Origin of the sequence: Vreelandella piezotolerans (assembly GCF_012427705.1) — a bacterium.
GTDB classification, from domain to species: Bacteria; Pseudomonadota; Gammaproteobacteria; order Pseudomonadales; family Halomonadaceae; genus Vreelandella; species Vreelandella piezotolerans.
The window spans coordinates 432,276-447,175 of sequence record NZ_CP048602.1 but is presented as its reverse complement, the minus strand read 5'-3'; the positions used below and the strand labels follow the sequence as shown (position 1 = coordinate 447,175).

At 52.6% G+C, this 14,900-nt stretch carries 14 protein-coding genes and 1 pseudogene; 11 read left to right on the top strand and 4 right to left on the bottom strand.

The genetic code is table 11. The features are described 5' to 3' along the window. The first annotated feature begins 12 nt into the window (after window positions 1-12). The 7 genes from GYM47_RS02110 to dsbG all read left to right on the top strand — a co-directional run bounded on the left by GYM47_RS02110 (window position 13) and on the right by dsbG (window position 7,738). The gene (locus GYM47_RS02110) at window positions 13-1,293 is read left to right on the top strand and encodes an NAD(P)/FAD-dependent oxidoreductase (protein WP_231125671.1); all 1,281 of its coding nucleotides are present in this window, start codon (window positions 13-15) and stop codon (window positions 1,291-1,293) included. A 2-nt stretch (window positions 1,294-1,295) separates the two neighbouring features. Further along, window positions 1,296-3,068, top strand: coding sequence for a SulP family inorganic anion transporter (locus tag GYM47_RS02105; RefSeq protein WP_153844055.1), 1,773 nt, complete (start codon window positions 1,296-1,298; stop codon window positions 3,066-3,068). A 134-nt stretch (window positions 3,069-3,202) separates the two neighbouring features. Further along, window positions 3,203-3,661 carry a YeeE/YedE family protein gene (locus GYM47_RS02100; protein WP_153844054.1) on the top strand — a complete coding sequence of 153 codons (459 nt, stop codon included), beginning with the start codon at window positions 3,203-3,205 and terminating at the stop codon, window positions 3,659-3,661. Next, window positions 3,658-4,074 carry a DUF6691 family protein gene (locus GYM47_RS02095; RefSeq protein ID WP_153844053.1) on the top strand — a complete coding sequence of 139 codons (417 nt, stop codon included), beginning with the start codon at window positions 3,658-3,660 and terminating at the stop codon, window positions 4,072-4,074. The genes GYM47_RS02100 and GYM47_RS02095 overlap by 4 nt, the downstream gene beginning before the upstream one ends. A gap of 193 nt (window positions 4,075-4,267) precedes the next feature. After that, window positions 4,268-6,109, top strand: coding sequence for a protein-disulfide reductase DsbD (gene dsbD / locus GYM47_RS02090; protein WP_231125670.1), 1,842 nt, complete (start codon window positions 4,268-4,270; stop codon window positions 6,107-6,109). Continuing rightward, the gene (locus tag GYM47_RS02085) at window positions 6,106-6,930 is read left to right on the top strand and encodes a TlpA disulfide reductase family protein (protein ID WP_153844052.1); all 825 of its coding nucleotides are present in this window, start codon (window positions 6,106-6,108) and stop codon (window positions 6,928-6,930) included. The genes dsbD and GYM47_RS02085 overlap by 4 nt, the downstream gene beginning before the upstream one ends. 25 nt (window positions 6,931-6,955) lie before the next feature. Further along, window positions 6,956-7,738 carry a thiol:disulfide interchange protein DsbG gene (gene dsbG / locus GYM47_RS02080; RefSeq protein WP_231125669.1) on the top strand — a complete coding sequence of 261 codons (783 nt, stop codon included), beginning with the start codon at window positions 6,956-6,958 and terminating at the stop codon, window positions 7,736-7,738. A gap of 10 nt (window positions 7,739-7,748) precedes the next feature. Here dsbG and GYM47_RS02075 read toward each other — a convergent pair whose 3' ends face one another. Both GYM47_RS02075 and GYM47_RS02070 read right to left on the bottom strand, forming a co-directional pair. Further along, window positions 7,749-9,056 (bottom strand): ATP-binding protein, encoded by a 1,308-nt coding sequence (locus tag GYM47_RS02075; protein WP_153844051.1) that lies wholly within the window; start codon window positions 9,054-9,056, stop codon window positions 7,749-7,751. Next, window positions 9,053-9,730 (bottom strand): response regulator, encoded by a 678-nt coding sequence (locus tag GYM47_RS02070; protein WP_153844050.1) that lies wholly within the window; start codon window positions 9,728-9,730, stop codon window positions 9,053-9,055. The genes GYM47_RS02075 and GYM47_RS02070 overlap by 4 nt, the downstream gene beginning before the upstream one ends. Before the next feature lie 225 nt (window positions 9,731-9,955). Here GYM47_RS02070 and GYM47_RS02065 point away from each other — a divergent pair, with 225 nt between their 5' ends. The 4 genes and pseudogenes from GYM47_RS02065 to GYM47_RS02050 form a co-directional block, all read left to right on the top strand. After that, a complete protein-coding gene (locus tag GYM47_RS02065) occupies window positions 9,956-10,918 on the top strand; it encodes a L,D-transpeptidase family protein (protein WP_153844049.1) in 963 nt (320 codons plus the stop codon). 219 nt (window positions 10,919-11,137) lie between these two features. Beyond that, a complete protein-coding gene (locus tag GYM47_RS02060) occupies window positions 11,138-11,599 on the top strand; it encodes a hypothetical protein (RefSeq protein ID WP_153844048.1) in 462 nt (153 codons plus the stop codon). A 610-nt stretch (window positions 11,600-12,209) separates the two neighbouring features. Continuing rightward, window positions 12,210-12,353, top strand: a complete 144-nt coding sequence (locus tag GYM47_RS02055) for a hypothetical protein (RefSeq protein ID WP_153844047.1) — start codon at window positions 12,210-12,212, stop codon at window positions 12,351-12,353. Between the two features lie 796 nt (window positions 12,354-13,149). Continuing rightward, window positions 13,150-13,490, top strand: a pseudogene (locus GYM47_RS02050) (IS30 family transposase); the annotation flags it as partial. Between the two features lie 8 nt (window positions 13,491-13,498). Here GYM47_RS02050 and GYM47_RS02045 read toward each other — a convergent pair. Next, on the bottom strand, window positions 13,499-13,729 hold the full coding sequence (locus GYM47_RS02045; RefSeq protein WP_153844046.1) for a hypothetical protein: 231 nt from the start codon (window positions 13,727-13,729) through the stop codon (window positions 13,499-13,501). 714 nt (window positions 13,730-14,443) lie between these two features. Continuing rightward, window positions 14,444-14,824 (bottom strand): histone-like nucleoid-structuring protein, MvaT/MvaU family, encoded by a 381-nt coding sequence (locus tag GYM47_RS02035; RefSeq protein WP_153844045.1) that lies wholly within the window; start codon window positions 14,822-14,824, stop codon window positions 14,444-14,446. Window positions 14,825-14,900: the final 76 nt, after the last annotated feature.

The window sequence follows — 14,900 nt, the reverse complement described above, 5'->3', positions numbered from 1 at the left end:
ATGATTAGCAACGTGGATGATTTACCCAAAAAGCCAATGAATCACAATAAAAAACATGCTGGAGCCCTTATGAACTCTCAACAAACGGCAACCTACGACGTAGTCATTATTGGTGGTGGTGCGGGCGGCATTTCGGTCGCTGCTAGCTTGCTCAACCGCCAGCCAGATTTAACCATCGCCATTATCGAGCCCGCGGAAAGCCACTTTTATCAACCAGGCTGGACCATGGTGGGTGGCGGCATTTTTACTCAGGAATCGACTCGCAAGCCGATGGCAGACGTGATGCCTGAAAAAGCCACTTGGCATCAAACCACCGCTGAAAGTATCAATCCTGATGCCGAGAGTGTCGTGCTGGCAACCGGCCACACCCTGGGCTATCGACGCCTGATTGTCGCACCAGGGCTTGTGGTTGATTGGAGTGCTATCAGCGGGCTTGAAGAGACGCTTGGTCACAACGGTGTAACGTCAAACTACCGCTATGATCTTGCACCTTATACGTGGTCATTGGTGAAGTCGCTTAAGCAGGGTAAGGCGCTGTTCACCCAACCGCCGATGCCTATCAAGTGTGCCGGCGCCCCTCAGAAAGCCATGTATCTGGCCTGCGACCACTGGCGTAAACAAGGTAACCTTGGGCAGATTGAACCCACGTTCTGCAACGCCGGTGAGGTACTTTTCGGTGTGAAGGATTACGTTCCTGCCCTTCAGAAGTATATCGAGCATTACGGCATTGAAACGGCTTATAAACACCGCTTAACCGCGGTAGACGGTGCTGCAAAAGTAGCGCAATTTGAAGTCGCAGGTGAAAACGGCTCGCAAACAGTTGAGCGGCCGTTCGATATGCTCCACGTAGTACCTCCTCAAAAAGCCCCGGTTTTAATTGCTGAATCTGGCCTCGCTAATGCGGGCGGTTGGCTCGACCTGAATGCGAGTACGCTGCAACACGAACGTTACCCCAATATTTTTGGGCTGGGTGATGCTAGCGGCACTACCAATGCCAAAACGGCAGCCGCGGTGCGCAAGCAAGCCCCAGTCGTTGCTCAAAATGTGTTGGCCTCACTCCACGATAAACCGCTTAGCGCGGCGTATTACGGCTATGGCTCATGCCCACTCACTGTGGAAAGAGGCAAAATTGTGCTGGCGGAGTTTGGCTATAACGGTCAATTACAGCCAACGTTTCCTAAATGGGTCAACGACGGCACTCGCCCCACTCACGCTGCCTGGCAGCTAAAAGCCAAGGCGCTGCCATGGATTTATTGGCGGTTAATGTTACGAGGCAAAGAGTGGCTTAGCTAATTATGATGCTAGAACGTTGGGTGCCACTCATTGGCTGGCTGCGGTCCTACAACCGAACATTGCTCTCACAGGATGCTCTGGCGTCAGTGATCGTAACGCTGATGCTGGTGCCTCAGGCGTTAGCCTATGCCTTATTGTCTGGGTTGCCGCCAGAAATGGGGCTTTACGCCAGCATGTTGCCGCTAGTGCTTTACGCCATTTTTGGCACCAGCGCGACGTTAGCCGTTGGGCCGGTGGCTGTTGCGGCACTGATGACGGCCTCAGCATTAAGTAGTTTTGCTACCCAAGGAAGCCCCGAGTACGTGGGGGCTGCATTAGTGCTAGCCGCGCTCTCGGGGCTTATCCTCATCGCCATGGGCGTTTTACGGCTAGGCTTTTTGGCCAACTTTTTAAGTCATCCTGTGATCTCGGGTTTTGTAACTGCCTCGGGCATTTTGATTGCTGTGAGCCAGTTCAAACATATTTTAGGTGTTGAGGCTTCCGGACATAACGTTATTGATGTGTTGGGGGCACTTTTTAACCAGTGGCAGCAAGTGAACACCATTACATTGTTTATTGGCTTAGGCGTGTGGGGGTATTTGTTGGTGTGCCGAAAGTGGCTGAAACAGTGGCTTAGCAATGCCGGTGTTTCCGCTGGAATTGCAGCACACCTGGTCAAAGCAGCGCCAATTTCAGCGGTCATTGTCACCACACTATTGGCTTGGCTTTTTAACCTGGAGCAGCAAGGCGTGAATTTAGTCGGCTTTGTGCCCAGCGGTATGCCCGCGATTGCGTTTCCAAGCCTGGATCAATCATTGTGGCTGGGTTTGCTCCCCGCCGCGCTCTTGATCAGCTTGGTAGGGTTTGTGGAGTCGATTTCCGTAGCCCAAACGCTCGCCGCTAAGCGTCGCCAACGTATTGACCCCAATCAAGAGCTGATTGCCTTGGGGATGGCCAACGTGGGCGCGGGAGTAAGCGGGGGCTCACCTGTCTCGGGTGGGTTTTCTCGTTCGGTAGTTAATTTTGAAGCAGGCGCTGCGACACCGCTAGCGGGCGCATTTACCGCGTTGGGAATCGTTCTCTCAACACTGCTGTTGACCGACCTGCTGGCATTTTTGCCTACCGCAACTCTGGCCGCCACTATCATTGTCGCGGTCGGTACATTAATTGATCTTCCTGCAGTGAAACGCACTTGGCTGTACTCCCGCAGCGATGGCATTGCGATGGTAGCCACGCTTCTACTTACCCTGCTGCACAGCATTGAAATCGGCATTATAAGTGGCGTATTGCTGTCATTGGGCCTGCATCTTTATCGCACCAGTCAGCCCCACAGCGCGGTAGTAGGGCGAGTGCCTGGCACCGAGCACTTTCGTAATGTGAAGCGGCATAACGTAGAAGTCGACGAGCGGCTCGCCATTCTGCGAATAGATGAAAGCCTTTATTTCGCCAATGCACGTTACTTGGAAGACACTGTTATGGAACTAGCTGCACGTTCATTGTCGCTGCAACATATTGTACTGACCTGCCAAGCAGTGAACGTGATTGATGCTTCAGCGCTGGAAAGCCTGGAAGCCATCAACGGACGATTAAAAGACGCGGGCGCGACACTCCATTTAGCTGAAGTAAAGGGGCCGGTGATGGATCATCTAAAACACACGTCGTTTTATCACGAGTTGACCGGGCAAGTGTTTTTCACCACCTATGATGCTTGGCGCGTTTTGCACAATCAAAGCGACGTACTCTCTTCACCGGCTTTAGTCTCTAGCGGTGCTAGGCTGGGCACTAGCCAGCAGTAACCAAGACAGTCTTTTCATTGACGACCATGTCGATATGAAGAGGGAGATTAAGTTATATCCACACGCTTATCGATATTGACACTGTCAAATGAACTAGCGTATGACCAATCACTTAACATTAGAGGAAGTATGTCGTGGATTTTACAGCAAGCTTTCAGGGACTGATCGGCGGTGTCCTGATTGGTCTCTCAGCGACTTGGTTAATGGCCTCTCTGGGCCGTATCGCTGGCATCAGCGGCATTATCGGCACCCTCATTACCGAACGGCCGAAGGGAGATAGTGCCTGGCGCTTGGCCTTCGTTCTAGGGCTGGTAAGCGGCCCCGTACTAGCACTTTTCATTGGCGGGCTCGGCAACGTAGCCGGTGCCCCCGGCGAGGTCATCGGTCAGCCAACTGGGGGCGTGCCGCTGATGTTAGTAGCCGGTTTGTTAGTGGGGTTTGGAACAGGCCTAGGAAGCGGCTGCACTAGCGGGCACGGTGTTTGCGGTCTCGCAAGGTTATCGGTGCGCTCCCTAGTCGCCACCGTTACCTTTTTAATCGCTGCGATTATTACCGTCTTTGTGGTTCGTCATGTCATGGGAGGCAACGTATGAAAACGTTGATGGGATACATCGCGGGCCTGATCTTTGGCCTTGGACTGACCATCTCCGGCATGACGGATCCGGCACGGGTGCTCGGCTTCCTGGATATCGCCGGTGCCTGGGATCCGACCCTGATGTTCGTGCTCGGTGGCGCTGTGGTCACGAATTTTATTGGTTATAGGTTGGTGCTGCGTCGCCCGCACCCCTTCTTTGGTGAGCGTTTTCAGCTGCCCACTCGACAAGACCTGGATATTCGCTTAATCAGCGGAGCCTCACTGTTTGGCATCGGGTGGGGGCTTTCTGGCTATTGCCCCGGCCCAGCCTTCGCCTCCATCATCGGGATTTCTGCACCGCTGTTCGCCATGCTTGTGACCATGGTGATGGGTTGGTTCTTGGCACGCGCGATCCCCACCAAAACTGCATAGCGTTTGGGTTAGCATAACCAACCTCTGTAGCTTGAAATCGCCAGCCAAGCCACTAAGCAGAAAAAGCTTCATGTTCAGTTAATCCCCATCAGCCACGCTAACCAGCATCGAATCAGGAGTGCTGGAAATGCGAGCGATGAACAGGCCGATACACGAGGTCGTGTGCTTTAAGCTAGTGCAATGGGTGTTATTAGTGGGGTTGCTGAGCGTTACCACAGTTGCCACCGCACAATCTTTTTTTGGCCAGCAAGAGAGCGTTCTTCCTCCAGAGCAAGTCTTCAAGCCAACACTTGGTCATGATGGCGAATCGCTGAAGATCGATTGGCAAATCGAACCCGACTACTACCTTTACCGCCATGCTTTTTCCGCCGAAGCCGAAGGACGTGAGCTATCGCTGAATATGCCTGACGGAGAAGTAATTGAGGATGAATATTTTGGCCGCTCTGAGATTTACCGTCACTCATTGAGTATGACCACTCAGCCTGGTAACGCCGACACAATCACCCTTCGTTGGCAGGGCTGCGCCGATGCGGGCCTGTGCTATCCACCTCAAGAAAAGACCTTTGATTTAGCACCTGCTGGCCAGGACATATCTGAAACGCACGAGCCCTCCATTGCCACGCATGCCCCCGGATCTGAAGAAAGCTCCACTTCCGACCTAAAAAATACGATGGCAGAAGACCAGCAGCTGGCAGCGCAACTGGAGGGAGGTAACGGGCTCTGGACGCTGGCGGCGTTTTTCGGCATGGGGCTGTTACTGACATTCACGCCCTGTGTATTGCCGATGATACCGATTCTGTCCAGCCTGATCGCGGGAGGACGAAAGGTAGGCGAGAACCACCGGACGGCAGGTTTCGTGATGTCTACTGCCTTTGTCCTGCCCATGGCGGCCACCTATGCGCTACTCGGCGTGGCCGCTGCCATGGCAGGTGCCAATCTACAGATGCTGTTTCAGAGCACCTGGTTTATCGGCCTGTTCTCACTACTGTTTGTCGTTCTCGCCCTGGCCATGTTCGGCTTGTTCGAATTAGAGCTACCGAGCGCGCTTCGCCAGCGCCTTGATGCCGGCATGTCGCGTCAACGCGGCGGGCGCTTGAAAGGGGTTGCCATCATGGGGGTGCTCTCTGCACTGCTGGTAGGGCCCTGCATGACCGCACCGCTAGCGGGAGCGCTATTGTTCATTGCTGATAGTGGTAACCCCTGGCTGGGCGGTGCAGCCCTGTTATCGCTTGGCCTAGGAATGGGCCTACCACTGATCCTGATCGGCACGGTGGGTAGCCAGTTGCTGCCTAAGCCCGGTGCTTGGATGGTTCGCATCAGAGCGATTTTCGGCTTTGTATTATTGGGGATGGCGATCTGGTTTGTGGATCGCGTAGCACCTGATGCCATTATCCTCGCGCTATGGGGCGCACTGGGGCTGGGTTTTGCCGTTTCGTTAAAGGCCATGGCACTGGGAGGCAATGCCTCAACGGTGGCCTCTCAAACAGCAACAGCAAGCGCAGTCATCATCGGATTATGGAGTGCACTAGTGTTAATCGGCGCTGCCGGTGGCGCTTCTGACCCCTGGCGCCCGCTAGCGGTCTATACATCCACCAACGATGGCTTAACCACTGAAGCATCGTCATCAAACGCCGAACAACCGCTTACCTTCGATGAGGTCGACGATTTGGCCACGCTTAACGCCCGTGTTGCCCAGACCGAGGTTAGCGGCCAGATGACACTCATCGAATTTACGGCCGACTGGTGCATCTCCTGTGAAGTAATCGAACAGGAAGTTTTTACCGACCCCACCGTTCAATCTGAGCTACAGGATGTACAGCGGTTAAGTATCGATGTGACCGACTACGATACCTCTGACAAGGAGATCATGGAGCACTTCGGCATCGTTGGGCCGCCGACGCTGATGTGGTTCGGCCCCGACGGGCAGGAGCGACGCAGCGCGCGTATTATCGGCGAGCTGGACGCTGACACATTTCTGGAGCGCTTCGATCAAGCCAAACAAGCCGGCAGTAGTACCACTGGAGGTGGTTCATGAGTCCCCTGGATCGCAGCCTCGCCATCGGCCCGTTAGGCCTAAGCGTGGGGCAACTTTTGCTATTGCTTTCGATAGTTGTCGCACTGATCGTCGGAGGTTTGATAGGCCGCCGTCGAAATGTCAGCGTGGGCGATGGCATCTTCAATGCCGTGTTCTTCGGTGTAATCGGGGCGCGACTCGTTTTTATCGTCCAATATGGTGAAAGCTACGACACGTTCTGGTCGTGGCTCGACATACGCGATCGCGGTTTCGAGCCGCTAGCGGGCCTTGTCGTCGCCTTGGTTTATCTTGTCTGGCGGCTATGGCGCCAACCTCGTGAGCGTAGACCGCTCGGGATAGCCGTCATATCAGGGGCGCTGACCTGGTCGCTGACGGCGGGGGCACTGGCACTCATGGTATCTCAAGGTGCTAGCATTCCTCCGACGCCGTTAACCACGCTTGAGAATGACGAAGTGACACTTCCCACTATGCTAAGCGAAGCTGATCGCCCCATGGTGGTCAATCTTTGGGCCAGCTGGTGCCCGCCGTGTCGTCGCGAAATGCCTGTATTTGAGCAGGCTCAACAAGAGCGAGACGACGTGACGTTCGTGTTCGTCAATCAGGGCGAGAACCTCAGCACCGTTAACGCCTTTTTACAGCAAGAGTCACTCGCGCTCGATAATGTCTACCTTGATCGGAACAATGCGCTCGGCCACGAAGTGGGCGCTATGGCCATGCCCACAACGCTTTATTACAACGCCGATGGCACGCTTATAGATACTCACTTTGGTGAGCTCTCTCGCGCCACCCTCAACCGCAGCCTTGAGCGTTTCAGCCCCTAACTGACTCACTACGGAGATGACACACATGTTCGCTTTCTACCCCTGTATGACAACGCTACGCCTTACACTAACTCTTGGGGCTAGCGTCGCTCTGGCAACAAGCCTGCATGCGACTGCGGATGAGTGGCCTGCCCCTATTCAAGAGCTCGAACAGCAAGGCCTTACGATTCATGGTGAATTCGATGCACCTGACGGACTTACTGGGTATGCCGGTAGTGCTCGTGGTCAGACTGTCGCAGCATACCTCACCTCAGGAGGCGAGCATGCTGTAATAGGTACGCTGATTAATGCCGAGGGTCAGGACGTATCAGCTGAGCGGCTAGAGCAGCTCGTCAACGGCCCAAGAAACGCCGAGCTATGGCAAGAAATGGCTGATCAACACTGGGTGCGCGATGGCGATAAAGAGGCACCCCGCATCGTATATACATTTAGTGACCCCAACTGTCCTTACTGCCGACAACTGTGGGAAGACGCCCAACCCTGGGTAGAAAGTGGCGAAGTTCAGATTCGTCATTTGATGGTAGGTATTCTCAAAGCAGACAGCCCTGAAAAGGCAGCCGCGATACTCAATGCGGATAATCCTGGCGAAGCGCTGGCTGAGCATTACCGCAACGGTGCCATGCCCGAAAATCAAGGTGATGACCAAAGCGAGCAGTGGGTTAGTGAAAACACCCAGCTAATGCGCGATGGCCAACTCTTCGCAACGCCAGCGACCTTTTATCAGGATGATAACGGTGACGTGCACAGTGTGATGGGTGCTCCCTCGCCAGAAAAGCTTCGAGCCATTATGGGGAGTGACACACCTTGACCTAAACGGTTCAACCCGAAGGCAATTGAAGCGTCACCTTTAGCCCAACATCATTGCCAGACGCGAACGTCACCCGGCCTCCTGCCCGGGTGACAATCGCCTCGACGATCGAAAGACCCAAGCCACTACCTTGAGGATGATCTCCTCGATGAAAGCGCTCCGTTAGGCGGGAGAGGTGTTCGGTAGCAATCGTTTTACCTTGGCTGGTGATATCGATGAAGGCCATTCCTTCTGATTCCTGTACGGCAATCTCTATCGGCGCGCCGGGCGCTCCGTGACGCATCGCATTTTCGAGCAAGTTGCGTAGAACCGTCACCAAAAGCGCCTCCGGTAGAGCAACACGTACCAAGTACACGTTTTTGTCATACTGGCAATGGTCATGGCTACCGGTTTCTGCTATCGCTGTCGCCAGCGCTTCTCCAACAGAAGTCAGATCGAAATGACTGCCCCGTATGATTTCTTCGCTTTCCATTCGCGCCAACAACAATAACTGACCAAGCGTTTTCGTTAGTCGATCTACCCCAGCTTCAGCTTGCTGCATCGCTTCGTACTGCTGGTGACCGTCAACACGCCTCGCGATTTGCAGATGTGTGCGAATGGCAGTTAACGGTGTTCGAAGTTCGTGGGCGGCATCGTCGGTAAAGCGCTGCTCCAATTCGAGCATACGACGCGTTCGTGCCAGTAGCGTATTGAAACTATCGATCAGCGGGCGGATTTCACCAGGCAACCCATGAAGAGGTAGTGCCGAAAGGTCATTGTGTTCGCGCAGGATAAGTCGTTGTTGTAACTTGGCAAGCGGCGAAAGTCCTCGTGTTACCCCCCACCATAGCGCAACAAGACTGCCCACCAGCGCCAGTAGAAATGGGTAAAGCGCGGCCCGGCGAACCTGCTGCAGCAGTGCTTCTCTCTCTTTCAGACGATCTGCCACCGTAATACGCTTGTCGTTATCAACTAACGTGTAAACTCGCCAGCGCTGCCCGTTGTGCTCGCGATAACGATACCCCTCAGCCTCGACAGCAAGTACATCGTTCATCTCAGGGTGCGTACCCGCCACCACTTGGCCACGAAGTGACGATACCCGACAAGCAAGACCATCGAGTGAGGGAATAGCTGACGTTCCATCTTCTTCACTGTTCCAAGACGTTGTAGGCACGCGATCCAACAAACCAGCCACCATTCGCGCCGATTGCGCCAGACGCTGGTCAAGTGAATGCTCAAGCTGGGTCGACAGGTCGCGCATTGACCATGCTGCCGTAATACCCCACAGCAGCGTTAACGTAATTCCAAGTGTAGCAACCAGACGTAAGCGCAGATTCATGAGGTCGCATCACTGTTGTATTTGCCAAGTCGATAACCCACACCTCGCACGGTTTCGATCACGTTGCGCCCCAGCTTGCGACGCAGTTGGTAGATGTGCACATTAAGCGCATTGCTTTCGATCTCATCATCAATACCGTAAAGGCAGTCCTTCAATTGATCGGCGCTCAGAATTCGCCCACGAGCGCGAATCAGCGCTTCCAGCAGCATCAACTCACGTCGCAACAAAGCGACTGGCTCACCCTCAAGCGTGACGCTACGTGTAACGGGGTCTAATGCCAGGCTACCGTGACGTATGGCGTGGTCCACTTGCCCTGCCGTCCGGCGCAAGAGCGACTGAAGTCTGGCGGTTAACTCGTCAAGATCAAACGGCTTGATCAAATAGTCGTCGGCGCCACTCTGAAGGCCCTCGACGCGGCTCGCCACGGCGTCTCGCGCCGTCAGCATCAGTACGGGTGTCGCAACACGAGCACGACGCCACTGCTGCAACAACGTTAACCCATCACCATCGGGCAAACGGCGGTCGAGAATGACAGCATCATAGTTAATCGTGGCCAATGCACCCTTCGCAGCACCCAGTGAATTAACGGTATCAACCACAAAGTCGCTCAGTGCCAATCCTGCTTCGACGCCAGCCGCTACCGGCGCGTCATCCTCAACCAGTAATACCCGCATGCGTCCTCCTCAAGGGCATCAAAAGGGCTTTATAAGCAGTATGCCATGCTGAGATGAAGGCAATATGAGACAGGCTCAGTCTTTCAGCAGCAAGAACGAAGCCGTTCAAGCTATGGCCTAAGCGGCATAATTCATTGCTCAGAGCCACCATTATCCACGCTTCATGTGCAGTTAATGTTCATCGTGCCAAATGAGTTTTTGGTCGTATATTGAGTAGCGCTTCGTATGAACTCTTGCTTTGTTAATCCGCCATGCCGCCAGTCTCTGCTTCGCTATGCACTCATCATTGCACTGTGGCTTATTTCATATTCGGTATTTGGCGAGGCATCACTGCCACAAGGACATTACCTGTTGCCTGAAACCGGCAACATCGTGGGCGAGCCTTATACCGCCACCGTAGAGGACGAAGAGGACACCCTGCTTGATATTGCTCATGCACACGGTGTCGGCTACGAGGAAATTCGGCGAGCTAATCCTGACACCAGTCTTTGGGTTCCCGGTAAAGGAACGCCGGTTCAGATTCCGGCGCAGCACATACTGCCGGATGTAGAGCGTACAGGGGTGGTCATCAATATCGCGGAACTGCGACTTTACTACTACCCCGAGGTGAAAGATGGAGAGGCACCTCGCGTTGAGACCTACCCCATTGGCATCGGCCGCGATGGCTTCGATACACCATTGGGGATTACCAAAACCACCATGCGCCTTGAAGATCCCGCCTGGTATCCTCCCGAATCCGTTCGTCAGGAAGCGGCTGAACGCGGCGACCCACCGCCCGACGTCGTTCCCCCAGGACCCGATAATCCGCTCGGTCAGCACGCTATTCTATTGGATATTCCTGGCTATTTAATCCACGGCACTAACCAACCAGATGGCATTGGTATGCGCGCCAGTCGAGGTTGTATACGTATGCACCCCGACGATATTAAAGCCGTATTTGATCAAATACCCACCGGTACTCAGGTCAATATAATCGATGAGCCGATTAAGCTTGGCTGGGACGCCGATCAATTGCCTTACGTGCAGGCATTTACTTCGCCCGATGACAAGGATGCGGGAATTAAGTCACTGCTTGATATTATAAGTAATACAGAGAAACTAACGGATAAAGAGCGCTCAAGCATTAATTATGAGCTGATGCAGAACACGCTTAAACGGGGCAACGCCCGTATAGAGCCTCTAATCTAATCAACATATTAGGGAACAGAGAACCGCCGTTCAATGCTGATGGAGCTAACACTGCAGAGCGAAGCACTTCTCAAAACCGTAGACCCTGCCATCGTAGAGGTGCAAGCAAATAATGCTATGTGAATCACCCCGGGTTTCGTAGGCATCTCCGGGGCTTATACTGGACTGCCCTGTGTTCTCCGGACACTTCTAGCCCATTATTCAAGCATTGAAGCCGAGTTGGCCACTGAAAACGCCCGACTTAAACGCCAGCTCCCGGAGCAGACAGAGGAGCTAGCCATCTTAAAAAAGCGGCCAACTACTCCGCGAAGACTAAAAATAGCGCGTTACCGCTTCATGCATAAGCAAAGTCACCGGTTTGCGGTCCTGCGGATGGCGATTGTGCTCGGCGTGTCGCGAAGAGGGTTTTACCGCTGGGCAGCAGATGCACCACAACCCCAGCCTTACCGCTCAGTCTCGGCAACGACTGAACTAAAACTCAGCGAGCAGCGCTATAGTGTTCGTCGCGTTCAGGCCGAACTGGCATCTCAGGGCGAGCGTTATGACGTTAAAACGATTGGAGCTATTATGCAGCGCCAGTCTCTGGTGCCGAAGGCGGCACGCAAATTCAAAGTCACCGTCGACAGCAATCACGGCTTGCCTGTATCGCTCAATCTGCTGGAGCAGAACCGAGAGAGGTAGTCTTTACTCCTGGTCGGAGTGCGGCAAGGCCTGTGCGGCCCATGACTTTGCCGACAAGACCTGGCGGCATCTAATTTTCTTCCAGCACTTCCATACTTAACGGTTGCTGAGGAGATCCATTATGGGTCGTCAATCCTTCCGTTCTCCTCGTGGACGGGACAAGTCGTCCACCCTGATGCCACAGCAATAGACATTGGTTCACGTTCCCATGTTGTGGCGATCCCAGCTGACCGGAACCGACAACCAGTTCGACGTTTTGATACATTCACAAGCGATTTGCGTTGGTTAGCCGAGTGGATATCGGAAGCGGGAATAATGACCATCCCGATGGAATCTACCGGCGTGTACTGTATTCTTGTTTACGAGTTCTTGGAAGAACGCGGGTCTGAAGTGTTGTCAACGCCAATGAAGGGAAGAAAGTCCTAGGGCGCAAGACAGATATCAACGATACTCAGTGACTACAAAGCTTGCATACCTATGGCCTACTTCGCGGCAGTTTTCGTCCGACTCAAGAGCTTGCGAGCGTTACTATGCCAAAGGAAACGTTAGCGTGAGCGATAACAGAAACTGAAAAGCTCCGAGCCGCCAATTCCAAGCCGCGAGGTAGATTATGAATGAATTTATGCTGGCATCCATGCTGATGAGCTTAGCCATCGTGTCCCTGTGCATGATTTGGAGCCAACATCGTGAGCATCACGGCAAGTCGTCACTTTCTGATCTCGCCCTCTCTTGGCTCTTGAATCGTCTCTCGTGATAATTGGCGAGTACATCGTTAGTAGCCGCCATTGCTCGTTATGATTTTAGGCAGCAGAATTTCGTAGCATGGTGGCGACTATGGAATCGCATACTTCCCTGCCACGAATCTCTATCCACAACGTTTCTATAAATAGCCACACATCAAAACGTTACTGCGGATTCAGCTCATTACTGGATGGGGTTGCCAGCTCGTCAGCATGTGCCCGGTGTGGCGTGAGCCCTCGCAATAGGTCGGACTCAGAAAAAGGAAGCCTCAGCTTGCGCTGTTTCATATCGGTCAATTTCATCCTTGTCTACCTCCTATCCCTTCCAAATTTTGATCGTGGTTTTTCCAGCATACGCTTACGTCAGCGCGCCATACAGCGAAATCCCGCTTGCCTATGGGGGCATTTCACTAGACATGACGGCTACTTTCGTGGGCTAAATGTTTCAACATCAAACACCTCGGGACGATCTAGAAGAAAATCGGCGTCAGCCTTGGAAAGCTCAGGAAATGACGCCTACGACGGACAGACGGGACGCAACATAATGGTGTCCCTAATCTGCGAAATTTCGAGTTCGCGAATACCGTCATAGGCCATTTCACTAGGTAAGCAGGTCGCCTGTTGCTTGCCGTGTTTAAAAATAGGCACTGTCGTCATAAAGGCCTTCTTCGCATGCTCGATAGCTTAGTGTCGCAGGCAATATTGCCACACGCCATGGATGACTTTCGCAAACGTGTTTTAGGCGTTTAACCGTAAATTGGCCCCCGCTTATTTATTAACATGTCGATCCCCCCGTTCACCCAGCACGCAGTAGAACCACGCCGAGGCGCAGCACAGACCATCACCTTGGATAACGGGTCGGAATTCGCCGAACATCGACAGGTTGCCAAGGCCGTCTCGGCCAAGATCTATTTTTGTGAGCCGTACCGCTCATGCCAGCGTGGCACCAATGAAAATACTAATGGCCTGATTCGCCAATATTTCCCGAAAGGGACTGATTTCAGAAGTGTGTCTGACACAGAGCTACGAAGGGTAGTCAATAAGCTAAACGATAGACCAAAAAACGGCTGGGATACCGAACCCCAGCCCAGGTGTTCTTAGGTGAATACTTGGGAGCACTAGAAACCGCGGGTGCTGCACTTATTAGTTGATTTCAGGACTATTGATTTGGATAAGGATCTTCTGGCGCATCGCCTTGTCCTGACAATATCTTCCAACATTTTTTAGGATGGGGCTTACTTGAATAATCGGGGCATGGTGGTAGTGAAGTTTTCGATTGATTAGAATATTCGCGCCCGCAGTCTGCACATTGATATGTTCCTGCAGACACATCACTGCCATAAGGCACACAATCTTTCTTTTCTTCGTTTAGCAAATTTGAATTTTTCATGGGCTTTCTCAATTTATTTTTAAGAGCTAAAATGTCCACAAAAAGCAGAGCAAGGGGCAAGCGTCCGGCGTTAATTGCTTTGTATAGCGAGTGCTAGCTTGTATGACATGCATTAGCGCAATAGTAGCAACCGTTGATTCTATTGTTCGGCCAGCGCCGCTTGGCCTCAGCAACAGCCTCATGACATGAACCGTGATAACCCAGATCTATTTGATTCTCAGGATTCGGCATATATGAGCAACCCGTGGTCGCATTATGAACCTCATGATCCCCATTGGCCTGCTGATTCTGGTTAATAATGAATTTTGGCATTTTCATCTCCTGGTTGCTGACGATACCACCGTCATAACAGCTTATTGGTGTGCATGTGTTTTTCCTGGAACCACCATCCTGACCTTACACCTGTAAGATATGGAAATAAAACTCGCCTGCGCGATGAGCCTTACCAGATAGATGCGCAAGTGCAAGACCATTATCACCAGCATTTGCAAGGATTCTAATAAGCAATTGATTCTCAACAAATTAAAGAGCCCTATTTGACAATGCAAGCATTTCTATTAAAAACCCTGCCAGGAAATTGCATCGAGAGCTAAATCAGCAAATGACCGCTCAGGGGTGCTATCGGCCTAACCGTGGCTCGGCGTTCTATTCACTGGATTTAGAAGGGAGCAGCATGCGCATTGATAGCCACTCCCACGGTATGCCGACATTGGCTTATGAGCGCTCTTCTACGATCCAGTTAACCACTTCCTCGTTGCCATATTTCGCTTTCCATTCTTGAATAACTTTGTGGTTTCCCCCTCGTGTTTCGACCACCTCGCCCGTATGGGGATTTTTGTAGACCTTTAACGCACGCTTTTTACGACCACTTGTACCGCTGCTGGCTCCTTTGGCTGGCGCATTACGGTATGAGGGTTCAAGAATCTCACACACATCACGTGCTTTTTTCCCGTGCTCAGCCATCAAAGCTTGTAATTTTTCTTTGAATTCAAGTTCTTTCTTGAGCTCGCTATTGCTCTCCAGAGCTTGCAGTTCCTCCTGCAACTGTTTAAGCATCTGTTCTTTTTTGATGTAATCGTTTAGCACTGAGGCCATTTAATTCACTCCACTTTTAAATTTAATTACTAATTATCAAGGGTGATCTTTATGATATCAACCCAATTTCTTTCAA